Source organism: Paraburkholderia acidicola (assembly GCF_002362315.1).
Lineage (GTDB): Bacteria > Pseudomonadota > Gammaproteobacteria > Burkholderiales > Burkholderiaceae > Paraburkholderia > Paraburkholderia acidicola.
Genome location: NZ_MTZV01000006.1, coordinates 1,737,899 through 1,760,573, shown reverse-complemented (window position 1 = coordinate 1,760,573; position 22,675 = coordinate 1,737,899). Strand labels below are relative to the sequence as shown.

23 protein-coding genes are annotated in these 22,675 nt (G+C 59.4%); 12 read left to right on the top strand and 11 right to left on the bottom strand.

The genetic code is table 11. The features are described from left to right. Positions 1-21 precede the first annotated feature (21 nt). The 3 genes from BWP39_RS26485 to BWP39_RS26475 form a co-directional block, all read right to left on the bottom strand. Positions 22-567 (bottom strand): DUF6886 family protein, encoded by a 546-nt coding sequence (locus tag BWP39_RS26485; RefSeq protein ID WP_207557117.1) that lies wholly within the window; start codon positions 565-567, stop codon positions 22-24. Positions 568-574: 7 nt separating this feature from the next. Further along, positions 575-1,828, bottom strand: a complete 1,254-nt coding sequence (locus BWP39_RS26480; RefSeq protein WP_096725204.1) for a lanthionine synthetase C family protein — start codon at positions 1,826-1,828, stop codon at positions 575-577. 67 nt (positions 1,829-1,895) lie between these two features. Further along, complete coding sequence (locus tag BWP39_RS26475; protein WP_096725203.1) at positions 1,896-2,762, bottom strand: DMT family transporter; 867 nt, start codon at positions 2,760-2,762, stop codon at positions 1,896-1,898. A 336-nt stretch (positions 2,763-3,098) separates the two neighbouring features. On the opposite strand from BWP39_RS26475, the gene BWP39_RS26470 reads away from it, so the two are divergent. Then, complete coding sequence (locus BWP39_RS26470; RefSeq protein WP_096726191.1) at positions 3,099-3,578, top strand: hypothetical protein; 480 nt, start codon at positions 3,099-3,101, stop codon at positions 3,576-3,578. 13 nt (positions 3,579-3,591) lie between these two features. Continuing rightward, positions 3,592-4,548, top strand: coding sequence for a DUF1571 domain-containing protein (locus BWP39_RS26465; RefSeq protein WP_096725202.1), 957 nt, complete (start codon positions 3,592-3,594; stop codon positions 4,546-4,548). 56 nt (positions 4,549-4,604) lie between these two features. Here the strand turns inward: BWP39_RS26465 and BWP39_RS26460 are convergent, their stop codons facing one another. Beyond that, on the bottom strand, positions 4,605-5,867 hold the full coding sequence (locus BWP39_RS26460) for an MFS transporter (protein ID WP_096725201.1): 1,263 nt from the start codon (positions 5,865-5,867) through the stop codon (positions 4,605-4,607). A gap of 115 nt (positions 5,868-5,982) precedes the next feature. Here BWP39_RS26460 and BWP39_RS26455 point away from each other — a divergent pair, with 115 nt between their 5' ends. Next, on the top strand, positions 5,983-6,351 hold the full coding sequence (locus BWP39_RS26455) for a DUF4440 domain-containing protein (protein ID WP_096725200.1): 369 nt from the start codon (positions 5,983-5,985) through the stop codon (positions 6,349-6,351). Between the two features lie 109 nt (positions 6,352-6,460). On the opposite strand, the gene BWP39_RS26450 is transcribed toward BWP39_RS26455, so the two are convergent. Next, complete coding sequence (locus tag BWP39_RS26450) at positions 6,461-7,243, bottom strand: SDR family oxidoreductase (RefSeq protein ID WP_096726190.1); 783 nt, start codon at positions 7,241-7,243, stop codon at positions 6,461-6,463. Between the two features lie 64 nt (positions 7,244-7,307). Next, on the bottom strand, positions 7,308-9,161 hold the full coding sequence (locus BWP39_RS26445; RefSeq protein ID WP_096725199.1) for an acyl-CoA dehydrogenase: 1,854 nt from the start codon (positions 9,159-9,161) through the stop codon (positions 7,308-7,310). A gap of 244 nt (positions 9,162-9,405) precedes the next feature. On the opposite strand from BWP39_RS26445, the gene BWP39_RS26440 reads away from it, so the two are divergent. Beyond that, positions 9,406-10,197, top strand: a complete 792-nt coding sequence (locus BWP39_RS26440; RefSeq protein WP_096725198.1) for a PhzF family phenazine biosynthesis protein — start codon at positions 9,406-9,408, stop codon at positions 10,195-10,197. A gap of 3 nt (positions 10,198-10,200) precedes the next feature. On the opposite strand, the gene BWP39_RS26435 is transcribed toward BWP39_RS26440, so the two are convergent. From BWP39_RS26435 to BWP39_RS26425, 3 genes are all read right to left on the bottom strand, one after another. Next, positions 10,201-10,602, bottom strand: coding sequence for a hypothetical protein (locus tag BWP39_RS26435; protein WP_096725197.1), 402 nt, complete (start codon positions 10,600-10,602; stop codon positions 10,201-10,203). Between the two features lie 80 nt (positions 10,603-10,682). After that, positions 10,683-11,540 carry an SDR family oxidoreductase gene (locus BWP39_RS26430; RefSeq protein ID WP_096725196.1) on the bottom strand — a complete coding sequence of 286 codons (858 nt, stop codon included), beginning with the start codon at positions 11,538-11,540 and terminating at the stop codon, positions 10,683-10,685. Positions 11,541-11,581: 41 nt separating this feature from the next. Beyond that, on the bottom strand, positions 11,582-12,286 hold the full coding sequence (locus BWP39_RS26425; protein WP_096725195.1) for a GNAT family N-acetyltransferase: 705 nt from the start codon (positions 12,284-12,286) through the stop codon (positions 11,582-11,584). A gap of 149 nt (positions 12,287-12,435) precedes the next feature. Between BWP39_RS26425 and BWP39_RS26420 the strand changes: the two genes are divergently transcribed. Together BWP39_RS26420 and BWP39_RS26415 are read left to right on the top strand one after the other, a co-directional pair. Continuing rightward, the gene (locus BWP39_RS26420) at positions 12,436-13,401 is read left to right on the top strand and encodes a GlxA family transcriptional regulator (protein WP_096725194.1); all 966 of its coding nucleotides are present in this window, start codon (positions 12,436-12,438) and stop codon (positions 13,399-13,401) included. 79 nt (positions 13,402-13,480) lie between these two features. Next, positions 13,481-15,385: a S9 family peptidase gene (locus BWP39_RS26415; RefSeq protein ID WP_096725193.1), complete on the top strand. Its 1,905-nt coding sequence runs from the start codon at positions 13,481-13,483 to the stop codon at positions 15,383-15,385. A 39-nt stretch (positions 15,386-15,424) separates the two neighbouring features. On the opposite strand, the gene BWP39_RS26410 is transcribed toward BWP39_RS26415, so the two are convergent. Beyond that, positions 15,425-16,543 carry an FAD-dependent oxidoreductase gene (locus BWP39_RS26410; RefSeq protein WP_096725192.1) on the bottom strand — a complete coding sequence of 373 codons (1,119 nt, stop codon included), beginning with the start codon at positions 16,541-16,543 and terminating at the stop codon, positions 15,425-15,427. 108 nt (positions 16,544-16,651) lie between these two features. Between BWP39_RS26410 and BWP39_RS26405 the strand changes: the two genes are divergently transcribed. From BWP39_RS26405 to BWP39_RS26385, 5 genes are all read left to right on the top strand, one after another. After that, positions 16,652-17,332, top strand: coding sequence for a TetR/AcrR family transcriptional regulator (locus tag BWP39_RS26405; RefSeq protein ID WP_096725191.1), 681 nt, complete (start codon positions 16,652-16,654; stop codon positions 17,330-17,332). Positions 17,333-17,398: 66 nt separating this feature from the next. Further along, positions 17,399-17,923: a hypothetical protein gene (locus BWP39_RS26400; protein ID WP_096725190.1), complete on the top strand. Its 525-nt coding sequence runs from the start codon at positions 17,399-17,401 to the stop codon at positions 17,921-17,923. 91 nt (positions 17,924-18,014) lie between these two features. Continuing rightward, complete coding sequence (locus BWP39_RS26395) at positions 18,015-18,440, top strand: HIT family protein (RefSeq protein WP_096725189.1); 426 nt, start codon at positions 18,015-18,017, stop codon at positions 18,438-18,440. A gap of 15 nt (positions 18,441-18,455) precedes the next feature. Then, positions 18,456-18,908: a GNAT family N-acetyltransferase gene (locus tag BWP39_RS26390; protein WP_096725188.1), complete on the top strand. Its 453-nt coding sequence runs from the start codon at positions 18,456-18,458 to the stop codon at positions 18,906-18,908. Between the two features lie 60 nt (positions 18,909-18,968). Next, complete coding sequence (locus BWP39_RS26385) at positions 18,969-19,487, top strand: GNAT family N-acetyltransferase (RefSeq protein ID WP_096725187.1); 519 nt, start codon at positions 18,969-18,971, stop codon at positions 19,485-19,487. A 21-nt stretch (positions 19,488-19,508) separates the two neighbouring features. On the opposite strand, the gene BWP39_RS26380 is transcribed toward BWP39_RS26385, so the two are convergent. After that, positions 19,509-20,702 carry an SGNH/GDSL hydrolase family protein gene (locus BWP39_RS26380; RefSeq protein ID WP_096726189.1) on the bottom strand — a complete coding sequence of 398 codons (1,194 nt, stop codon included), beginning with the start codon at positions 20,700-20,702 and terminating at the stop codon, positions 19,509-19,511. 484 nt (positions 20,703-21,186) lie between these two features. On the opposite strand from BWP39_RS26380, the gene BWP39_RS26375 reads away from it, so the two are divergent. Then, the gene (locus BWP39_RS26375) at positions 21,187-22,659 is read left to right on the top strand and encodes a circularly permuted type 2 ATP-grasp protein (RefSeq protein ID WP_096725186.1); all 1,473 of its coding nucleotides are present in this window, start codon (positions 21,187-21,189) and stop codon (positions 22,657-22,659) included. The last annotated feature ends 16 nt before the right edge of the window (positions 22,660-22,675 follow it).

Genomic DNA, 22,675 nt, shown 5'->3' with positions numbered 1-22,675 from the left:
CCTACCCGGTTTGGAATGGTTCTACGCCGGCTTTCCCCAGTCTTGAGCGTTCCTGAGCCTGATACCGCTTGCATGAAGCGAGGTCTGCCACACCGTTTTCAAAGGCGTTAGTCTTTCCATCACCCGAAGCTCGATGTTTAGAGACTCAAGTTGTGTGAGCAAATCATGTAGCGTCTCAACTCGCTCGGGTTTCACCTCGGTGCGAGAAACCCACATCCCGACCTCGCCCACCTCCTCAAACGTGGACGAGGGCATTTCGTAGCGATGGACGAGACCTGTCCTCAATCGTTCGAACCATGTGCGCTCGATATGGGCAATCGCGCGGCAGCTACGTCTGCCAAACCACGCTGCTTTGTCGTCCGGCGTGGTCTCGGGTGTCGGCCAGACCAGAATGCGTGGGCACTCGCGAGGAAACATGTACAGCATCTCGTGGTGCTCGTCGGTTGCCCATACGAGAGAATCGTTTAGCCACTCTTTACCTGCGGGTCTTTCTACCGCGACGCGGATAGGACGCGGCCTGAATATCCGGATGTCGGGCTCGTCGCTGAAATGGAACAGTCGCACCATGCTATCCCTAGGTTCTGGTAGCCGTCGCTGAACGTTGCATGTCGCGAGTCGACACATCCGTAAAAAAGAAATCAAGCGTCGGAAACAAAGCCGTCCCGTGTATGCAGTTCCATAGATAAATCGCAAACCCAGGATCTCCGGTCCACAACGAATAGCGTAGCTGCCCGTACTGACGCTCCGCTTCCATCGTTTGCGCAATACCGTGCATGGCGAATGCGCGTGCGCGATGCAGCCATCGACTATCACCAGTCCGCCGATAGAGCGACAAAAAAGCGAACCCGTTGCCACCTGTACCGTGACACAGGTTCGAACCTTTCTTCAACGGGCCTGCTGCCCAGGTGGCTTCGCCCGCCGCCAGCAGTAACGTGTCCAACTCATCGCCAGGCATGTCGGCAAGACATATGACAAACCCCGGCGCGCCGTGGCAGAACTGCATCAGGTGTGGCGCGGCATTGACGTTTTCGCGGATCAACTGGGCGTGCCAGTTCGCCTTTCCGTCATCGACGACTGCGGTGCGGGCTATGGTGGTGGTAATGCGTTCGCGCCAGCCGTTCCAGCGCTCGTCGGTTAGCAAATGCCGACCGGCGATCAGCGGTAGAGCCGTGGCAACGAAGCCGTGGACGCTATCGAGGTAAGTCGATTGCTTGCCATATAGATCTTGCGTCCAGTAGAAGCACGCATGTTCCGGTGACCAGAGCAGCTCGGACCACAGCTTGTCCGCGGTCAACCGAAACAGATCGGCCCAGCGTTCATCCGAGGTTCGCTCATAGAGAAACTTCGATGCCAGTAGCGTTCCGGGCGAGCCCCACATGAGTTCGCGCGTCGGATTGTCGAGATTCGACAGGATGAGCGCCGCCAGCTTGTCGGCGAGCTGTTCAGTTGGCGTACGTTGGTATTCGAGCAACAGAATTGGCACGTCGCCCATCATGTATGAGGCAAGCGACTGGGCGGATTCGTCTTGCAGCGCAATCCGGTTTCGCTCCAGTAGCGTCGAATAGTGCGGGGCGTAATCCACGCCGGGCGTTGCTGCGCCGATCGATTCCAGAAAGGCGAGCGCCCAGAACGTTCCACACGCGCCGTGATAAAGCTGCGTGAGCGTGTCGGAGGGATCTCCATCAAGCGCGTGCGTGGGCCAATACGTGTCTGGATTGAAGCTAGCGTGCGTACCGGCGGCTATGTGCTGGATCGTTGTCCGGGCGGCGTGTTCGTCCCAGTCGGTTCCGATCAGCGGCTCGTGTCGTGCGGGGTCGAAAAGTGTCATCGGTGGAACGACGCTTCGTGGGCGGATGGAACGATGATCGTACCAGTCCGTTCGATCGGGATGTTACTTAGCCTGCCACGATCCCCGAAGTCAGCTTGAGCGACACGACGCCGAAAGTGATGATCGAGATGCCTATCCATTGAGGCACGCTTGGGCGTTCACCACGGATAGCAAATCCAAGCACAGCCGTAACCGCACTCGCCAACGAGCTGAGCACCGTGACGATCGCCACGTGACCTGTGCCCGAACCGTACGCCAGAGCAGAAAACCCGAACAGGCTAAGCAAGCTGATGGTAAGGATCAGCGCAAGTATCGAACCTCGTGGCGGGGACAGGTTGCGGCTCCCGACTAGCACGGCGAACAGGACAACCACGGCGACAAGGTAATACACCCATAACGTCCCGACGATGCCTAAGTCCTTGACAGCAAACGCTCCCTGAAACCAGAAGCCGAGTCCAAACATCAACGCGGAGAGCAATGCGAGGCCAATAGAAGCAGGGGCTTCCGGCTTACCGTCCGATGACTTCGAAATACCGGCCAGACTTGCTCCAAAAATACAAAGCACGAGACTAGCCACGGCCATTGTTGTAATCCGTTCGCCGGCGATCACCGACAGGACCGTCGTTACCGCCCCATACAGTGAGACGATCGGCGCAACGACGGAGGCCTTGCCGATCGACAATGCCTTGAGCAAAGACGCCATTGCGATCAGATTACAAACTGCTGCCAGCACCGCCATGGCAAGCCCAAAGCCCTTCACGCCGAAATGGAACAGCGATGGATGAAACACCATCGACACAGTCAAAACGAGAAATCCAAACGACTGGCTATAGAACAGCGACCGGGTCACACCAATCTGGCGAGTGGTATGCCCTGCCAGAAAATCGGTGATCCCCCAGCATAGAGCCGAAATCAATCCCATCAGAATCGCCATTTCTCCCTCGGTCAGTGCGCTACGACGACCCCATGCGAGGCCATAAGTCGGGCGCCGTCACAGTAACCCGCTATGGGCGTGATCGCTAAGTCAGAAATTCTCATGTGTATGTGAGCGGGATTCACCGGTTATGTCGCGCGGGACGCTCGTGTTTCGTCGAGCGATGCTGGAATAAGCCGGTGTGCTCCAACGTTTTGTTATCAGGCATTCACATCCCGCGCGGCAGGTTTCAATCGCCGTGGCCTCGAGGCGTGAATTTGCCTGGGCAAACCGATGTGCCGGGTGACGCCAGTGATGCGACGTCGAAAACGTCGGGAATTTACGAGGCCATACATGATGAATCGATTGCTTCGTTTTGGGACTCTGCTCGCGTGTCTCGGCTTTGCTGTGCCTGCACTCGCGCAGACATCCGACGAGTTACCCGCGCCGGCCGACGGCGCGAATTGTCGTGCCGTGGTGGGGCAGGCAGATATCGACGGCACGACACAGCAGATTGTCGGACGTGCGTGCCTGCAAAGTGATGGAACCTGGCAGATCGTGCAAGGCCAGGATGGTAGCGTGCTGTGGTACCCGGTCGCGGACTATCCCTACCTCGACCCGTGGTGGTGGGGGCCGCCAGTCTTCATCGGCGCCGGTGTGAACCTGATCTTTGTCGATCGCTTTCATCGCTTCCACCACTTCGATCATTACCATCTGATGGATCGTGGCCGTTTCCGTGTACCTGTCGCTGGGAGTTTTCATCGCGGTGGGTTCGGTGGCGGTGGGGTGCGTGGATTCGGTGGCGCGCACAGCTTCGGTGGAATGGGTCGGCGCTAGTCCGGCTTTCTCTATGAGCACTTCTCGCAACCCGCTAGCCGCACGGACACTGCTGTGCGCGCTCGCGGGACTGTGCCTGGTAATTTCAACGGGCACATTCGCTCAAGAGATCAACCCGAATTCGCCGTCTTTATCTGGCACATCGGCGGAATGCACGCGCGCCGCCACGACGGATTCCGTGAACACGGACGTCGATCACTTCCGATGCCTCACCGCGGACGAACAGGCCGCGTCGTGGAGAGCGCGGATCGAAGATCACTCGCTTTTGTCCCTGCCAGACAATCAGATTCTCGCGCTGATGGATGCGATGAAACCGGAGGCCTTCGTCGAGTACGCGAGATCCGACATGATTCTCCACAACGCCTACGAATACAGCATGTTCCGGCAGGAGCGGGTATTCGGCAGATGGTCAGCCCGGCCCGATCACATGATCGTCCGCTACCAGGACAACCCACGAAAAGTCTACGCAAAGTGGTTGCCTGACGGTGCGCATGCGGGACAGGAGATTCTGTACGACGAAACGACGGACCCGGATAGCGTCTACGGTCACGTGGGCGGTCCGTTGCGTATCGTGTCAGGCAAGGTCGCGATCGATGGGCCGTTCGCGCTCGCCCAGTCGCGCCACAGCGTGCGCGACATCGGTTTGCAGTTCGTCGCGCGCACTATCGAGCACGACGCGCGCAGCTTTCGCGCAGAGGGTCTGATGGAAAAGCCGGCTCACATCGAACTCGTGAATGTGCAGGGGACGCGAATGCTTGCCTGGACGTGGATTGCTCCGTCCGGGCCGCCCGCGCACTACGCGCAGCGTGTGCGACTGATTTTCGATCTGCAGCACCCCTGGCCGACCGGCGAAGCGGCATGGGACGCACACGGCAAACTCCTGGAGATGATTCATTTCGAAGATGTCGTGCCTCGGCACTGGAGTGAGTCGACCTTCGATCGACATAACTCCGAATACGGTTTTCGCTGATGCCGTGTAAAGCAAGCGGTCGCGCGATGGGCGCTCTGTTAGACACTCCCAACGGACTAAGACGACACAGCCGGACGCGCGTTTGTAGCGTCGGTATCGGTAGCGGGCCCAGCGCATGCACGACATGCGTGTCTAAGCCCGGCGCCAAAGCAAAGCCAGAGTGCCAGCGAACCCGTCGAAATCGCACCCAGCGCGATGAACGCCGTGGGGAAGCCGAAGTGATGCGCCAATAGGCCGCCCAACGTTGGGCTCAAAGCCGCGCCCGCACCTTGCACGGTCATCACGACGCCCTGCCCGGCGTTGACACGTCCGGTCCCCTCCAGCAACCGGACCACGAGCGCCGGGACGGCAACGCTTTGCAACCCTGCGCCAATGCCATCGAGTGCCTGCACCGGCCACACCCCCCACTGATGAATCACCGACGCGGCAATCATCCCGCGCACCGGCAATGCAAGAAACGTGACGAGGATCACCCACCAGTAACCACGCCAGCGGATCAGACGGTAAGCGAATGCGGCGGCACCGACCATCACCAGTTGCGCGATCACAATGGTTTCGGCCGTGAACGCACTGGGGTCTCCTTGATGCGCGGCGACGATGGCAAGCCCATAGAGCGGAAGCATCGCGGCATTGCCGAGGTGAAAGAGCGCTAGCGCTGCGGCGAGTACGACTAGCGGCCGGCATTCGAGCAGGATGCGCAAGCCGCTTACTTTTGCTTCGCTAGCGTTGCCGCTCGAATTGTCGGCTTCGAGTCCGCGCGCGACGTCGTGATCGATTGCGTCTTCGCGGATCATCGCAACCGCAATCAACGACAAAATTCCGAACACCGCGCTGAGTGCGAAGACAGCGCCGAAGCCGTAACGCCAACCGAGCCAGCCGGACAGCGCGGCCGCCACGACGTTGCCTGCATGATTGGCCACCTGATTGCGTCCAAACTGCCGGTCGAAACCGCGCTGCCGCACGATGCCGAGCGTGATGCCGGCCATCGCGGGCCCAAGGGCCGCGCCCGTGATCGCAGTCGCGATCTGCGATGCCGCGACCATCCAGTAATCATGCGACACCCACAATAGCCCCGATGCCGCTACCGTCATCACGCCGGCCACCACGATCAGCATGCGCTTATGACGGGTTGCATCGACGAGCGCGCCAGCCGGCGAGGTCGCAACCATGCCGGCAATGCCACCGATCGTCATGACGGTACCGATCAGGTCGGTACCCCAACCGCGCGCCTGAAGAAACACGCCGAGAAACGGGCCGATGCCGGCCTGCACGTCTGCCACGAAGAAATTCAGGGCTTCGAGGGCACGGTCAGGTTTCATGGGATGAGAATCCGGTTCGTCACGATGCCGATTCCTTACAATGGGCGTTGCACGTCGCAGAGGCTAGCAACTGCCGTTCCTGAACAATCGATCCATTCAAAACGCCGAGAAAACGATGAACCACGAGACATTGCTCACGGCTTACGAGAACGCATTGGCGCGTCACAGTTGGGAGGTGGTCGCGCCGCTGGTCCATGAAGACGCGTGCTTCGTTTTCAGCGACGGAACGTACTTCGGAAAAGCTGCAATCGGATCAGCCGTTACGGCGAATTTCGATCAGATAAAGGACGAGCACTACGCGATCAAGAATGTCGTGTGGACCTACGTCAGCGACCGCAGTGCTATCTGCATCTATGACTTTGCGTGGTCTGGATTGATTGCAGGCAAGCGTGGCACGGGAGGAGGGCGAGGTACGACGGTGGTGGTTCGTGAAGGAGCGCGATGGCTCATTATTCATGAGCATCTTGGCCCCGCGCCGGCCTGATCGATCGCGGCGTTATGGGAATCGCTAGAAGCTGGTATCGCGAAGGACGTCCGCTTCAAGTAGTCGCGAACGTCCGTCAAGGCCGAGATCGTGTAGAAACCGGAAGCACTTATACCGCGCTGACCCCACCATCCACCGCCAGAATCTGCCCTGTGATGTGCTTGCTCGCATCGGTCGAGAACAGCAGCGCAGCACCCTTCAAATCTTCATCATCACCGATACGCCGCAACGGCGCGCCCGCAGACAACCGGTCGACACCCAATGCCTCCAGCGATCCACGCGTCATCTTCGAAGGAAAGAAGCCCGGTGCGAGTGCGTTGACGGTGATCCCGTGCTCGCCCCATTCCGCCGCAAGCGCACGAGTGAAGTTCACCACGGCGCCCTTCGATGTGTTGTAGGCGATCGTGTCGAGTGTGCCCGGCTGATTGCCTTTCAGACCCGCTATCGACGCAACGTTGACGATCTTGCCGTAGCCGCGCGGAATCATGCTGCGTTTGCCGATCTGTTGCGTCAACAGGAACAGGCCGCGGATGTTCAGGTTCATCACCTTGTCCCACGCTTCGACCGGATAGTCTTCCGCCGGGGCGCCCCAGGTCGCACCAGCGTTGTTGACGAGAATATCGACGTGGCCAAGCGTTTTCAGCGCATCGTCGGCGAGGCGTGCGATGTCGGCGTCTTTAGCGCCATCGGCGGCTATCCAGCTTGACTCGATGCCAAGCGATTGCAGATGCGCTTGTGCGGCCTGCAATTCATCGGCCTTGCGCGCCGATAAAACAATCTTCGCACCTTGCTCGCCGAGCGCTTCGGCAATCTGCAAACCGAGACCGCGCGAGCCACCCGTGATCAACGCGGTTTTGCCCTTCAGGTCGAATAGTCGTTCGATGGTGCTCATCTTGTCTCCTGCCATGTCGGTGTCGAGGTTGAGATGCGAATGGGATTGCTTTAGAAGCGCGGCTTTAGAACCAAGCGTCCTGCATGTCGAGTGTGGTGCGATCGAGCGAGGCCAGCAGATCGAACTGCGGGCCGGTCTTCGGCAATTCCCACCGGAAGAAATAGCGCGCGGCTGCGAGCTTGCCTTGATAGAAACCCGCTTCGTCGCCTTCGGCTTTTGCGAGTGCCGCTGCGGCGACGATCGCCTGCTCGAGCCAGATCCACGACAGCACGATGTGGCCGAATGCTTCGAGGTAGATCGTTGCGTTGGCGAGCGTCAACTGTGGGTCACCGGTTTGCCATAGCGCCTGCGTGACGGTGGCGAGTCGCTTGATTGCGGTGTCGAGTGCCTCTGCCTGCGCTTCCTGTTCGGGATGGCCGCTTTCAATCGCACGCCTGATCGCTGTGCCGATCCGCTGACCGAGCAGCTTGAACGCTGCGCCGTCCTGCATGACGACCTTACGGCCTAGCAGATCCATACCGTGGATGCCGTCAGTGCCTTCGTGAATCGGGTTCAAGCGGTTATCGCGGTAGAACTGCTCGACGTTGTATTCGCGCGTGTAGCCATAACCGCCGTGAATCTGGATCGCGAGATCGTTTGCGTGCAGGCACCACTTCGATGGCCAGCTCTTCGCGATCGGCGTGAGGATTTCCAGCAGCAGCGATGCTTGCTTGAGTGCGCTGTCATCTGCGGCGCTTAGCTCTTCGTCAACCAGCCGCGCGCAGTACAGATTCAAACCGATCGCACCTTCCACATAGGCTTTTTGCGCGAGCAACATGCGACGCACATCGGCATGTTCGACGAGTTTGACTTGCGGGCTGGCCGGATCTTTACCCGCCGGGCCGATCGACCGGCCCTGCGGACGATTGCGTGCGTAGTCGAGTGAATGCAGATAGCCCGTCGAACCGAGCATGGCCGCGCCCATGCCGACGCCGATCCGCATCTCGTTCATCATCACGAACATCGCCGACAAACCTTTGTGCGGTTCGCCCACCAGATAGCCGATTGCGCCGCTCTTGCCGCCCGGTCGATACTTCGTGCCTTCGCCGAAATTCAACAGACAGTTGGTGGTGCCGCGATAACCCATCTTGTGATTGAGGCCCGCGAGCACGACGTCGTTATGCTCACCAAGCGTACCGTTTGCATCGACGATGAACTTCGGCACGATGAAGAGCGAGATGCCTTTTACGCCTGGAATCAGCTTGCCGTCCGGCCCCGGAATCTTGGCGAGGACGAGATGCACGATGTTGTCGGACAGTTCGTGTTCGCCGGCGGAGATCCACATCTTGTTGCCGGTCAGACGGTATTGCGGGCCAAACGGCGAATCGCCGTCGGCCTGTGCGCGCGTCACGATGTCGGACAGCGAGGAACCGGCTTGCGGTTCCGACAGACACATCGTGCCGAACCAGCGCCCTTCCAGTTGCGGTTTAGCGAAGGTGTCGATCTGCGCAGGCGTGCCGTGCGCGAGCAGCAGCGTTGTGTTTGCCACGGTCAGGAAGGGGTAGGACGCGGTGCCGCAGTTAGCCGCCGTGAACATGCCAAAGCAGGCCTTGCCGATCACCGTCGGCAGTTGCATACCGCCGACCTCGTAATCGCGGCTCGATGCAATCAGCCCGCTCGTGCCGAAAGCATCGAGCGCTGTCTTGACCTCGGGAATGATATGAACGCGCTCGCCATCGAAGTGCGGTTCCTGCTGATCGTTTTTCTTGTTGTGAGTGGCGAACAGCTCGGTGGCCATGCGTTCGCTGGTATCGAGCGTTGCATCGAAGGTTTCACGCGAATGATCCGCGAAGCGCGGGCGTTGTGTCAGCGTTTCGACATCGAGCCATTCATATAACTGAAAGGCGAGGTCGCGCCGGGAAAGCAGCATGGAAGGCATCGGGTCTGCACTCACAAAGGAAGATCGTCATTACACGGCACCCGTCACGGGCCGTACTTTGCGGAATGGAACAAGGATACACAAATAATAGTACGGTCGTTTCTTTTTTGACAGGACGGCCCGGCCCGCGGAATCCGAAATTGGCGCGGTTCTAGCGGTACGTTGGAACGCTAGAATGGTGCACGTATGGATGTTCTACAGCTTTTCTGATGCGTCGGCGATAACCTAAGAGACTCGATCCACGATGAATACTCACCGCATGCTTTGCTTTGGCCGTACCGATGCGAGCGGCAACGCTGCTATCGTCGTCGAGGATTTTGCATTGACTGAATCGGAACGGCTCGAGTTTGCGCGGCAACAAGACGCGGCTGCGACGGTATTCATAGCAACCGATGCTGCTGGCAACATCGTGCTCGATTACTACTATCCGCATACCCGTAGTCCGCTTTGCCTGCATGCGACACTTGCGGCGAGCGCGTTGTTGTTTGAGCGAAACCCGGACAGCGCGCGGATTCAGTTCGTCACGAGCATGCATCGGCAGATTCTCGAAGTCGAACGTACCCATAACAACATCTTGATTGGCTTGAAGCCGCAGCGTTGTCCGGCACTGAATATCGATCTCGCGGAAACAGCGCAGTTACTTCGCGCGAAACCGGTTGAGCTGACTGGTATACCGAGGCTTGCGTCGGTGGGCAGCGCAAAGCTGCTGGTGGAAGTGGCGGATCAATCGACGTTGCAGGCGTTGCGCCCCGATCTCGCTGCGATTGCCGGATGGAGCCGCACACACGGCGTGTCGGGCCTCTATGCCTATTGCCGTCTTGCCGACGATATCTATGTGGGCCGCAACTTCAATCATCTCGAGCCGCATCTCGAAGATGCCGCAACGGGCGTGGCGGCAGGGGCGCTGGCTGTATTGCTGGAGCGAAGTATTACGTTGCTACAAGGCGATGCGCTGGGTCAGCCTTGTACGCTCACCGCCCGATATCTGGACGGAGCGGTTCAGGTTGGTGGGCGTGCGGTCAGCAGCACAGGGTGACCGTCACTCCTCACATCGCACATCCTGCTTGGGAACAGCAATGATGATTGGGTACGTTCCGCGTTCGAGTTCGACGCGAGCGACTACGGACGTCGTCGTACTGTCGCTGTCGTCGTACACGCTGACTTTCTCATTCCGAAGACTGGTGATGCCGGTGCAGTCGGTCGCGCGACCCTCGTCGGAAATCTTGCATTGAATCGGATTCTCCGTAATGTAGCGAATCTGGTCTCTGCTGCGGGTTGCAAGGTATTCGCGCACGCTCTGTACCGACCCACCCACGCCAGTGACATAGCCAATAGCGCATTGCCGCTGGGACGTATCGCTGCTCCCGGATGCCTGGGCGTTCGCGGCCATGCTGGTGGCCGCGAGAATCGCCGCGAGTGTCGATGCAAGTAGGTATCTCATGGCGCAAATCACGGTTGTCGGATCGAAGTGTCCGATTGTAATGGCATCCCGCCCGTGAGGTGCGAAAGCGTAGAACCCGCTTACGCTTCGGTGAGTTGTCCGAGACCAAGGCCTTCCAGCAACTGCGCCTGGATCGACACAGCTTGCGCATTGATGGCGTCAGCGCCAAATGACTGACCCACTACCAGACGTGCGGGACGCTTGCCATCTGGTTGCTGAACGACCTGTGCAATGGCTTCGGCTACGTCATGCGGGTTCGGCGCGTTGTCGCCTTTGAACAGCGCCATCAAGGTATCCACCATCTTGTCCGGAATGGCACTGATTTCACCGTAGCCCTGGCTGCGCGCGGTGTCGCTGGGCCGCTGGGCGCTCGCGAAAATGTTCGTCGGATAGTTGCTGGGCTGGATGAGCACCACGTCGATGCCCAACTTCGATAGCTCATAGCGATAGCTGTCGGTCAACGCTTCGATTGCGAACTTCGATGCGCCATACAGACCGAAAAAAGGAAAGGTCACGCGACCAAGGATCGAGCCGATGTTGATCACCAGGCCGTGCCCCTGTTGCCTGAAAGTGGGCAACACGGTTCTTAGCATCCGTTGAACGCCGAATACGTTGACGTCAAAGAGCGCGCGTAACTGTTCTGTCGTAAACGCTTCGGAGATGCCCGCTGAACCGATGCCCGCATTGTTGACTAGTACGTCGAGGTGTCCGGCTTTGTCGAGCACGGAAGCCACGCCGCGTTCGACGGAAATTTCGTCTGTCACGTCCAGTTCGATGACATGAATACCTCTGGCTTGCAAGGCATCGGCATGGGCCCGGTTACGTCCGGCGACGTCGCGCATGGACGCGAATACCTGGTGTCCGGCGTGAGCGAGCGTTTGCGCCGTATCGCGGCCAAAACCGCTGCTAGCCCCGGTAATAAGAATGTTTTTAGACATGGTGACTTCCTTGCACTTGCTAGCGTTTATAGAGCGATGAGTTAAACCGGACTGGTATGTCCGATGCGGATAAGGTGAAACGTGCGACGCAAGCTGAAGCCAAGACGCTCATACAGCCCGATCGCTGACGTGTTGTGGCTGAGCACGTGCAGAAACGGCGTTTCTCCGCGGTGCTCGATCTCGCTGCGCAAGACATTCATGAGTCGACCTGCAAGGCCGCGTCCGCGATAGTCGTCGTCTACGCACACGGCGCTGATCTCGACGTATCCCGCGACATGCATCCGTTCGCCAGCCATCGCAATGAGCCGCCCGTGGTCGCGGATTCCGATGTAATGGCCCATCTCGTGAGTTCGCTTGCCGAAAGGTCCGGGCTTTGTCTTCTGCGTCAGATCGAGCATGTCTTTCGCATCCGCGTTACCGAGCCGGATGACCTCCGCGTTGTCAGCATGCGTTGCGTTAACGCGCGAAGCGATCATCTGGTGGATGACGCCCACGGGCGTTAGCTGTAGCCCGTCGATTGCATCGATCGGTTCCGCGGATTGCAGCAGGGCAGCCTGTTCGTGCGGCAGCAGAAGCTGGCGCAGCGCCTGATAGGCGGCGGGCGTTTCGGATGCGAGCGCAGCAAAGGGTGCTACATCGGGATGGTATCGACGGACAAGCGCGTCTCCATACCCAAGGTGCGCCTGGTGCGTGTTGAGTGCCGCCCAGATCGGACGGTCGAGGTCAGTCTGTATCGAATCGTTCATGCTATCTCCGCGCGCAGGCGTAGCGGTGTTCCAACGGGTTGATCGAATGCCCGGCCAGAGCGTTAACCTGCCGACATTGCTACGCAGTCTAGACTTCCACCGGGAGCGAGGCTATAGTCGTAAATGACATTAATAGAGGTGTTTGCGACATGAGAGTAGCCATCCTCGCGCTGGACGGATTGTTCGATACCGGGCTTACGGTGTTTCTCGATACCTTCGCGATGGCCAATGAACAAGCCGCAGCCCAAGGGTTCCCCGCACCGCCCTTCGACGTACGGGTGGTGGGCGTGCGCAGACGCATCCGTACCGCGCACGGGCTGTCGACAGCGGTCGAACTGGCCAGCACGATCGGTCGTCCGGATTGGGTGGTGGTGCCCGCGCCGAGTGTGCGGCAGCCGGATCGGCTGATCGAGGCGCTGGAGCGTCGCGATACGCGCGACGCGATGGCGGCCCTTCGTACCTGGCACGCTGACGGCGTCAGTGTCGCGGCGGCCTGTATCGGGACTTTTCTGCTGGCCGAAGCCGGGCTTCTGGATAACCGTGAGGCGACGACGACCTGGTCACTGGCGCCTTTTTTCCGGCAACGCTATCCGGCCGTCAATCTGGATGATTCACGCATGGTCGTCGCGTCACAAAGCGTGGTCACCGCGGGTTCTGCGATGGGCCATCTCGATCTCGCGCTATGGCTGCTGCGTCAAACGAGTCCCGAACTTGCGACGCTCGTTGCGCGTCTCATGCTGATCGACAAGCGGTCATCGCAGGCCGAATACATCATCCCCGATCATCTTGCGCACGCCGATCCCTTGGTTGAGCGATTCGAGCGATGGGCGCGCGACAATCTTTCGGTGGGTTTTTCGTTGCAGGCAGCGGCGAGTGCGTTGTCCGTTGGACCGCGCACATTGCAGCGCCGTACCGAGGCGGTGCTTGGCAAATCACCTTTGGCATTCTTTCAGGATCTGCGAATCGAACGGGCGCAGAACCTCGTTTCGATTGGCTACGATATCGAGAGGATTGCAAGCGAGGTGGGTTATGCCGACTCGGCGACGCTGCGGACTTTGTTGCGTCGAAGGCTGGGGCGGGGGGTGCGGGAGCTTCGGGCGGAGATGCAGCGATAGGCGCTGATGTTGAGGATCTGCAAGCCTGGCGTTGCCGTCTTGCCATGTCGACAAAAATGCAGTTTTCTTGGAGGTGCATATGGTTGCTGAGAATCAGCGAACGGATAAGGGTAGCGGTAGCGCAGTCAAACGATACGCGGTACGAGACTTCTTCCGCAGACCAGACAAGCACGCATTCGACATTGCGCCCGACGGGCGGCACCTCGCCTTTGCTGCGCTACACGCGGGCCGCCAGAACATATTCGTGCAAGGGATCGATGCCGAAGGCTCCCCCGTCGGCGAGCCACGCCCCTTGACCAGCGAAACAGAACGCGACGTGTCCTTCCATATGTGGAAGGGCAACGATCAGATTCTGTTTGCCAAAGACTTCGGCGGTGACGAGAACTTCCACGTGCTATCTGTTCCGATCGACGGTGGCGAGCCGCGCGATCTGACGCCGTTCGATGGCGTCAGGGCCAGTATTGTCGACGAACTCAGGGATGACGACCGCCATGTGCTGATCGAGATGAATCGTCGCGATCCGCAGGTCTTCGACGTTTTTCGCGTTGATGTTAAGACGGCTGAACTAACACCGATCGCAGAGAACCCAGGCAACGTCACAGGCTGGATGACAGATCACGATGGACGGTTGCGCGTCGCGATCGCGACCGATGGCGTGAACAACACGTTGCTCTACCGTGACGTCGAGACCGAGCCTTTCCGCGCCATTCTGACGACCGACTTCCGCGAGACCGTTGCGCCATTGTTCTTCACGTTCGACAACAAACAGATTTACGTTCTGTCGAACCGCGGGCGCGACAAAACCGCCATTTTCGAGTTCGATCCCCAAACGGCAAAAGAAGGCACCCTGCTGTTTGAGACGGCGCATGTCGATGTGGGTGGGCTCAGGTATTCGGAACATCGACGTGTGCTGACAGCTGCGTTTTATATCGACGACCGGATTCATCGTCATTTCTTCGACAGCAAAACTCGAGACATCAGAGCAGATCTCGAACGTCAGTTGCCAGATCAGGAAGCCACCATCGTGAGCAACACGCGCGACGAATCGCGTGCAATCGTGTATGCCGCTAGCGATAGATCGCCCGGTTCGATGTGGATCTACGACATCGAGCGACGGCGCCTCGCGAAGCTGGCGGACATGGCGCCGTGGCTCGACCCTAACGATATGGTGCCAATGCTGCCCGTTCACTTCGTTGCACGCGATGGCCTGCAGATCAACGGCTATCTGACGCTACCTGCAGGATTCGAGCTTGGACAGATATTCGCCGAGCCGTTGCCGCTGATCGTCAATCCGCACGGCGGCCCGTGGGCGAGAGACACGTGGGGCTTCAATGCAGAAGCGCAGTTGCTTGCGAATCGCGGCTATGCAGTGCTACAGGTTAACTTCCGTGGTTCGACGGGATATGGGCGTGCGTTCTGGGAGGCAAGCTTCGGGCAATGGGGTCGCGCAATGCAGAACGATATCGATGACGGTGTCGACTGGCTTGTGTCGCAAGGGATCGTCGATCCAGCGCGGGTCGGGATCTACGGCGTAAGTTATGGCGGCTACGCCACGCTTGCGGGCATTGCGTTTACTCCGGATCGATATGCGGCTGCCGTCGACTATGTCGGTGTATCGAACCTCTTCACGTTGCTCGAATCGATGCCGCCGTATTGGGAGCCGATACGCGACATGATGTACGAGATGATCGGCAACCCGCAGACCGAAGAGGGCAAGCGGACACTGCACGATGCGTCGCCGCTATTTTTCGTGGACAAGATCGTGACACCGCTCCTCGTTGCACAAGGCGCCAACGATCCGCGAGTCAAACAGGCCGAGAGCGATCAGATCGTGAGTGCCTTGCGTGCGCGTGGCGTCGATGTGAAATACATCCTCAAGGAAAACGAAGGGCACGGTTTTCATAACGAGGAGAACCAGTTCGAGTTCTATGAAGCGATGGACGCTTTCTTTGCCGAGCATATTGGCGGTGTGTCGAGAAAGTGACCGGGTCTGGACTTGCAACGGCCGATACTCGACAAGCGGTCAGTGAGTGAAAAAGTCCACGAGGCTCTGAGGCGCGTTGTCGCCGAAGCACATCTTGATGACCCGGCTAGCCTCCACAGCCTCGGCAGCACTGCGGGGAAAGAGGTCCTGCTCATACGCGAGAAGCGCGGCTTCAACATCGCGAGGGTTGGCGGCAATGGCTCTCGCGAGTTCGGCGCCGTCATACATGGCGAGATTGGCGCCTTCGCCAGACGGGATCATCAGGTGTGCCGCATCGCCAAGCAGCGTCACTCCTGGTACGCGATCCCATTTGTGCTCGACTGGCAGCGCATAAATCGGGCGGGGCACAGGCGCTGTCTCACCATCGGTGATGAGCGCTGTCAGCGCTGGTGCCCAGCCATCGAATTCCGCGGCGACGAGCGCGAGGGCAGTCGCGGAGTCGGAGAAGAAGAGGCAGGCAACCCAGTCTTCCGGCTTGTTCAACGCTACGTAAGTGTGCAGCACGCTATTGGGCTCGCGATGCGCCTGAACCCCTTTTCCCGGCGCTAGCGCAAACATCGAGCCACCACCCACCGCTTGCGCGCTCGCCGCGTGACGCGTGTCGCTGTCGAACAGATACGTCTCGATGAACGAGACGCCGGCATAGGCCGGTTTGGCCTCGGAAAGAAGCGGACGAACTTTCGACCAGGCACCGTCGGCACCGACAAGAAGATCGCTCGTCACTGTCGATCCGTCAGCAAACGTCAGCACATGTTGCCCACCACCGAGCGAAGTTGCCGCCGTGATCTTGTGTCCCCAGCGGACCGTACCGGCAGGAAGTGACTCCAGCAGAATCCGCCGAAGCTCTCCTCGCGGTACCTCAGGTCGACCGCCTGTGCCGTCATCGAACTCGTCGTACAGAACGTTGCCGTCCTTGTCGAGCACGCGCGTTGCCTGACCGCCAGGGTGAATGATCTCGTGAAACTTATCGAACAGTCCCGCTGCCTTGAGGGCCAGCTGGCCGTTGTTTTCGTGGATGTCGAGCATGCCGCCCTGCGCCCGCGCGTCCGCCGACGCGTCCGCCTCATAGACCGTCGCAGCAATGCCGTGGACATGCAGGACGCGGGCGAGCATCAGCCCGCCGAGCCCTGCACCGACGATCGCAATTGAAGTATTCATTCTGATTCCATGAGGGTGCTGGTTGCCAGGAGATCTGCCGCCGATTATCTATGGAACGACATTCCATGGTAATGTTGGAACAACATTCCATACGTGTCAAGACGAGAGATGGTTAAAAAAGCACGCAACACGCAACGACGGGAAGAATCGCTTTCGCGGGATCAGATCATCGAGACCGCGATCGCGCTTCTGGATAGCGGCGGAGAGAGCGGGTTGACGTTCCGCGCGTTGTCCGAGCAGCTCGCTACCGGTCCTGGTGCGATTTACGGGCACATCGCGAGCAAGAGCGATCTGTTGATCGCGGCCAGCGACGCGATCGTCGCCCGCACAATGGACGCATCTGTGGACAGCACGACGCCCGAGGCAACCATTCGCGCCGTCGCGCTGGGCATGTTCGATGCGATCGATGCGCATCCGTGGGTGGGCTCAGCGCTAACACGCGCTCCGGGCAAGTTGCCGGCGGTGCGCATACTCGAACGTATCGGTCAGCAGCTTCGTGCGCTTGGTGTGCCGGACGAAGCGCAGTGGGTAACGGTGTCGGCGTTGTTGAGCTACATCCTTGGCGTCGGTGGGCAGAACGCGGCGAACACGCACCTCGCGCTGGAGCAGGAGACCGACAGGTCCGACTTTCTGGATGAGGTGGCGACCATGTGGTCCGAACTCGATCCGGATGAGTATCCGTTCACCCGCAGCGTAGCGGGGCAGTTGCGCACTCGTGACGATCGGGTTGATTTTCTTGCTGGGATCGATCTGATTCTTCGCGGGATTGAATCGGCGCGTGATCGGTAGATCGGTGACAATCCGTGGCGTACCAGTGACGTACTCCTTTTCGCTTACCAAAGAGTGCATGCACCAATGGCCTTCATTCCGGATAGCTTCGTCCCTCCTCGCGTTCATGAAACGCCGCGTGTGGTCTTGGAGATCCTCTCAACGGTTCACGCGGTTCAAGACTACGAATGTGTGATGTCATGCGCTGACGCGATTCGTGGAGTTTTTGGTGCGGGCAACGATTGGCCTGCAAGAGATATGACTTTTGCCGAGAACCTTGCGGACCTCGATCGCCATGAGCGGGAATTCCATGATCGAGAGGCGTTTGCTTATGCCGTTTTCGATAAGTCAAAGGAACGGTGTTACGCAGGTTGCTTATATATCAAGCCGGTCAAATCGAAGATTGAGAATGATCGGCGCAAAGCGTTGTTCGACGCTCAAGCATTCTGCTGGTTTTCTCCGGTAGCCACCGACCATGAATTCCCGAAGGTTGTTGCGGAGGAATTGGTGCAATGGGTTCAGACATCCTGGCCTTTTACCGCTGTCGCGTTTCCTGGACGTACCATTGGTTGGCTTGAATGGAACTCGATGGCGGGGGAGGACACGCGGTAGATTGCGTGCAGTTGGCCCTGACCGGCCTTGGACACTCCCGCGGGTTTTCCGATTGTCCGCAACCCTGCCACTTCGTTCATACATCGACGACATGGATGAATTCGAAATATATCGATCCGACTTCTATAAACTGAGCCAGGCGCATAGCTTCCGCTTGCCAGGTTATCTGATCCTCGAATCCCTCTCGCCGGTCGCCGGGTTTAGCGACCTCCCGATCGCAGCCGATGCAGATCTTGCGAAATGTTTTCGTGTTGCAGAGCGACTTCTTAACGCGTTGCTGCGTCCCGAACGCATCTACTTCTCGCGGTTCGGTGAGACGACTCAATCTATACATTTCCACGTTGTGCCACGCACCAGAGAAATTGCACAAAAGTACTGCCTCCCGGCGGCTGTCACCCCCGGGCTCAACGGTGCAGAAATCATGAGCTGGATATGGGCCAACCATGAAGACCTCGACTACTCGGACGCGGACATTCGTGAATTTGTTCGCTCTGCGCGGCAATATCTGCGAGCCTGACGCTAGAAAACCCAAATGAACATCACCTACACACCAACCACATCCGCCGACGCCGACACACTCGTCGAAATCCGCATCCTCGCAATGAGAGAAAGCCTCGAGCGCATCGGCCGATTCGACGCACAGCGCGCGCGAGACCGGTTTCTCGCATCCTTCGATCCGTCGCTATGCCGCTACATCGTTGCCGACGGAACAACGGTTGGCTTCGTGGTCGTGAGGCCCATGGCTGACCACATCCTCCTCCATCATCTCTACGTACTCCCGGAACACCAGGGCAAAGGCATCGGCGCTTCGGTGTTGCGAGACGTTGTGGCAGATGCGAACTCGAAATCGATGCCAATTAAAGTCGGCGCCCTGCGTGGCAGTGACTCGAATCGCTTCTATCAACGAAGTGGCTTCGTCAAAGTGGATGAAGGGGAGTGGGATATCTACTACGTCCGTGCTGCTCACCTCGAAACCAAACCGTAGCCGGGCACTCCCAGCGCGGAAGTGTCATATGCAAACGAGCCTTCACACAGGAACCCGCAAGTGAATACCGATCAAGTGGTAATCAAACCATTGACGATAGACGACGCCGACGCATTCAAGGCACTCCGCCTGCACGCCATTCAGGATGCGCCCGCATCGTTCTGGCCGACCTACGAAGAAGAAGCACGGCTTGCAGTGGACGATGTCCGCAACCGGATCCGACCCACCGAAAACCAGGTTGTCTTCGGCGCCTTTAGCGGTACCGGACTGATCGGTGTCACTGGCCTACGGCGCGAATCGCTTGAGAAGATCACTCATAACGCCACCTTGTGGGGCGTGTTCGTTGAACCCGAGTGGCGTAGAAGCGGCGTCGCTCGCATGTTGCTCGAGGCGGCCGTTACCCATGCTCGCGAGACGAAGGTGCTGCAAATCCGGCTCTTCGTGCACACGGAAAATCCGCGCGCGCAACAGTTGTATCGATCGGTTGGGTTTGTCTCCTACGGCATCGAACAGCGTGCGATTCGCGTTGGAGACCGGTTTTACGACGAAGAACATATGATGCTGCGACTCGATGAATAAAGGCGAGCCTCACAACACCCATCACCCAGCCGAAAACACCCCGCCATCCCCAAACACCAGCCTCGCAAACCGTTCACCCATGCGACGATGCGTAGACCCATCCGGATGAAGCTGATCGGGAAGCGGCAACTCCGCGAAATCCTGTCGACCGTAGAGATCAAGTCCATCGAGGTAGTGCAGATGACGATCGTCAGCCGCGCGTTGCTCTACGATGCGCCGCAGTTCGTCGCGGATAACACGGAGCGTCAGCTTCCCGGCCTTACGCTCAGCCGGGTCGCCCGTCGCCCGAAACGACACCTTCCCGGAAGCCAGTGCCGTCATATCGAATGCGCCAGGGCCTGGCGTGTGCTCATGAATCGGGCAGTAGAGCGGCGAGATGACGAGTAGCGGCGTAGCGGGATGGCCCTCGCGAATCGTATCGAGAAACCCATGCACCGCTGGCCCAAACGCACGGAGCCGCATCAGATCCGCATTGACCAGGTTGATACCGATCTTGAGACTGATCAGATCAGCGGGGGTATCTCGCATGGTCCGAGCCGTGAACGGATCGAGCAACGCACTGCCACCGAAGCCAAGATTGATCAGTTCCACGTCGCCAGCAAACGAAGCGAGCGCGGGCCACGTCGCAGTAGGACTGTCCGCGTTGGAACCGTGGCTGATCGAACTGCCGTGATGCAGCCAGACTCTTCGGGCATCGCTGGAAACGGGCTCGATCGGAGCGTTGGTGCGTAGGGCGACGAGTTCGGTCGTTTCGTTATGCGGCAACCATATCTCGACGGTCTTTTCGTCACGGCCACGGCTAGTCACTACACCGGTGAACTTCACCGTACCGACCGGACCCTGCCGACGCGACGCCGTCCCGGCAGCCATATCGATCGTCACGATATCCCCACCGTCTGCGTTGCGCTGATCAACAAGCTGGCCATCGATCAACAGGTCGTACACCCCCAGCGGACGAGGCGGAACACCCGCGTAGACATATCGCGTCGGCAGTACGTCGAGCTCGATTTCGGTCGCCAGCGTGCGGAAAACGAGGCGCACCCCCGACGGCTGCGACTCCGCCATCGCCAGTTGCGGATCCGCGCACTGGGCACGAGCCCACGCGGGCAGTCGATGCGGCAATACCCCACGGTCGGTGCGTTCCAGCTCGAGTGCGCCGCGTACGAACTCAGCGGTAATCGGCGTGGTGACCCAGCGGCTCTGGTCGTTTGTCATATGATCGATGGCAGGTTGCGAGTGTGCGATCTTACCTGCGTGCCTCGCCGCGAAGAATGTGAAACCCCGATTCTGTGCGGATGCGGCCCAGGTCGCACCGCGACGGTGCAAATCGCGGAGAGGCAATCCCGGCGGCGCGCTCCGTCTGCCGTGGTGTTTCATCGGCATGGAAGTTGCGTCGTACGAACTGGCGCCTGGTTGTCTAGTCGTCGCGACTGATACTGCAATCGGTGCCGTGTAGGCACCAGCCAGTAGCCAGGGTTTTTCGCGACAAGACGAAAGATGCATGCCCGTCTGGAGACGCGGTAGCATGCGTGAGTTCAGGATCGGGCGAATGAGTCATGACTGACCCGCTTCTGCCGTTGCGCGCAAGCGTAGCGGAGTAGCGAGCCTCGATCGGAACCGCGTCAAGCGAGCGAGGGCGAGTGCAACCAGGAGATTGGAAGTCGCCACTTCGGTATGCACATCACATGGAAGACCGGTTATGACGCAAGCTTTCTTCAATGAAATGTTCCAGCGCTCCGAGATGCACGCGGCCGGCTTGCCGGCGGCGGCTTTTTCCGGAGCAGGCGATCCGCGCACGCACTATCGCGAGTTCTTCACGTGGATGTGCGGGCAGAGCGTCCAGCAGATCACCAACAAGCGCGCAGAGGCCGAACTCAACTTCCGGCGCGTCGGTATCACGTTCGCGGTGTATGGCGCGAAGGACGAAACCGGCGTCGGCACCGAGCGCACCATTCCATTCGATGTCATTCCGCGCATCTTTCCCGCCGCGGAATGGGGCGCACTCGAACGCGGCCTGCGTCAGCGCGTCAATGCGCTGAACCGCTTCATCCACGACATCTATCACGAGCAGAACATCATTCGCGCGGGTGTGATTCCCGCTGCGCAGATCACCGGCAATACGCAGTACCGGCCCGAAATGCGCGGTGTGAACGTCGTGCGCGATATTTACGCGCATATTGCCGGCATCGACATCGTGCGCGCGGGCGAAGGCGAGTTCTACGTGCTGGAAGACAACTTGCGGGTGCCGTCGGGCGTGTCGTACATGCTCGAAAATCGCAAGATGATGATGCGGCTGTTCCCCGATCTGTTCTCGCGCAATCGCGTGGCGCCGGTCGCGCACTATCCGGACATGCTGCTCGATACGCTGCGCGCAGCAGCGCCCGAAGGCGCGGACAATCCGACCATCGTCGTGCTGACACCGGGCATGTACAACTCGGCGTATTTCGAGCACGCGTTTCTCGCGCAGCAGATGGGTATCGAACTCGTCGAAGGTCAGGACCTGTTCGTCGAAAACGACTACCTGTACATGCGCACGACGCAGGGGCCGCAGCGCGTCGACGTGATCTATCGGCGCGTCGATGACGACTTCCTCGACCCGTCGGTGTTTCGCTCCGATTCGACGCTGGGGGTTGCCGGTCTGATCGGTGCGTATCGCGCGGGCAATGTGACGCTGTGCAATGCGGTCGGTACCGGCGTCGCCGACGACAAATCGATCTATCCGTACGTGCCCGACATGGTGCGCTTCTACCTCGGTGAAGAGCCGATCCTGAACAACGTGCCGACGTGGATGTGCCGCAAGCCCGACGATCTCAAGTACGTGCTCGATCATCTGGCGGAACTCGTCGTCAAGGAGACACACGGCGCGGGTGGCTACGGCATGCTGGTCGGACCGGCGTCGACTCACGCGGAGATCGAAGCATTCCGCGCCGCGCTACTCGCGCAGCCGGACAAATACATCGCGCAACCGACGCTCTCGCTGTCCACCTGCCCGACCTATGTCGAGTCCGGCATCGCGCCGCGCCATATCGATCTGCGGCCGTTCGTCCTGTCCGGGCACGAGGTGCGCATGGTGCCGGGCGGTCTGACGCGGGTCGCTTTGCGCGAGGGTTCACTGGTCGTGAATTCATCGCAGGGTGGTGGAACCAAGGACACCTGGGTGCTGGAGCGCTAGGCCGCCGCTAACACCG

Coding starts and splice junctions, on each gene's coding strand:
- BWP39_RS26485 (WP_207557117.1), bottom strand. CDS start 567: ATGGTGCGACTGTTCCATTTCAGCGACGAGCCCGACATCCGGATATTC.
- BWP39_RS26480 (WP_096725204.1), bottom strand. CDS start 1,828: ATGACACTTTTCGACCCCGCACGACACGAGCCGCTGATCGGAACCGAC.
- BWP39_RS26475 (WP_096725203.1), bottom strand. CDS start 2,762: ATGGCGATTCTGATGGGATTGATTTCGGCTCTATGCTGGGGGATCACC.
- BWP39_RS26470 (WP_096726191.1), top strand. CDS start 3,099: ATGAATCGATTGCTTCGTTTTGGGACTCTGCTCGCGTGTCTCGGCTTT.
- BWP39_RS26465 (WP_096725202.1), top strand. CDS start 3,592: ATGAGCACTTCTCGCAACCCGCTAGCCGCACGGACACTGCTGTGCGCG.
- BWP39_RS26460 (WP_096725201.1), bottom strand. CDS start 5,867: ATGAAACCTGACCGTGCCCTCGAAGCCCTGAATTTCTTCGTGGCAGAC.
- BWP39_RS26455 (WP_096725200.1), top strand. CDS start 5,983: ATGAACCACGAGACATTGCTCACGGCTTACGAGAACGCATTGGCGCGT.
- BWP39_RS26450 (WP_096726190.1), bottom strand. CDS start 7,243: ATGAGCACCATCGAACGACTATTCGACCTGAAGGGCAAAACCGCGTTG.
- BWP39_RS26445 (WP_096725199.1), bottom strand. CDS start 9,161: ATGCCTTCCATGCTGCTTTCCCGGCGCGACCTCGCCTTTCAGTTATAT.
- BWP39_RS26440 (WP_096725198.1), top strand. CDS start 9,406: ATGAATACTCACCGCATGCTTTGCTTTGGCCGTACCGATGCGAGCGGC.
- BWP39_RS26435 (WP_096725197.1), bottom strand. CDS start 10,602: ATGAGATACCTACTTGCATCGACACTCGCGGCGATTCTCGCGGCCACC.
- BWP39_RS26430 (WP_096725196.1), bottom strand. CDS start 11,540: ATGTCTAAAAACATTCTTATTACCGGGGCTAGCAGCGGTTTTGGCCGC.
- BWP39_RS26425 (WP_096725195.1), bottom strand. CDS start 12,286: ATGAACGATTCGATACAGACTGACCTCGACCGTCCGATCTGGGCGGCA.
- BWP39_RS26420 (WP_096725194.1), top strand. CDS start 12,436: ATGAGAGTAGCCATCCTCGCGCTGGACGGATTGTTCGATACCGGGCTT.
- BWP39_RS26415 (WP_096725193.1), top strand. CDS start 13,481: ATGGTTGCTGAGAATCAGCGAACGGATAAGGGTAGCGGTAGCGCAGTC.
- BWP39_RS26410 (WP_096725192.1), bottom strand. CDS start 16,543: ATGAATACTTCAATTGCGATCGTCGGTGCAGGGCTCGGCGGGCTGATG.
- BWP39_RS26405 (WP_096725191.1), top strand. CDS start 16,652: ATGGTTAAAAAAGCACGCAACACGCAACGACGGGAAGAATCGCTTTCG.
- BWP39_RS26400 (WP_096725190.1), top strand. CDS start 17,399: ATGGCCTTCATTCCGGATAGCTTCGTCCCTCCTCGCGTTCATGAAACG.
- BWP39_RS26395 (WP_096725189.1), top strand. CDS start 18,015: ATGGATGAATTCGAAATATATCGATCCGACTTCTATAAACTGAGCCAG.
- BWP39_RS26390 (WP_096725188.1), top strand. CDS start 18,456: ATGAACATCACCTACACACCAACCACATCCGCCGACGCCGACACACTC.
- BWP39_RS26380 (WP_096726189.1), bottom strand. CDS start 20,702: ATGACAAACGACCAGAGCCGCTGGGTCACCACGCCGATTACCGCTGAG.
- BWP39_RS26375 (WP_096725186.1), top strand. CDS start 21,187: ATGACGCAAGCTTTCTTCAATGAAATGTTCCAGCGCTCCGAGATGCAC.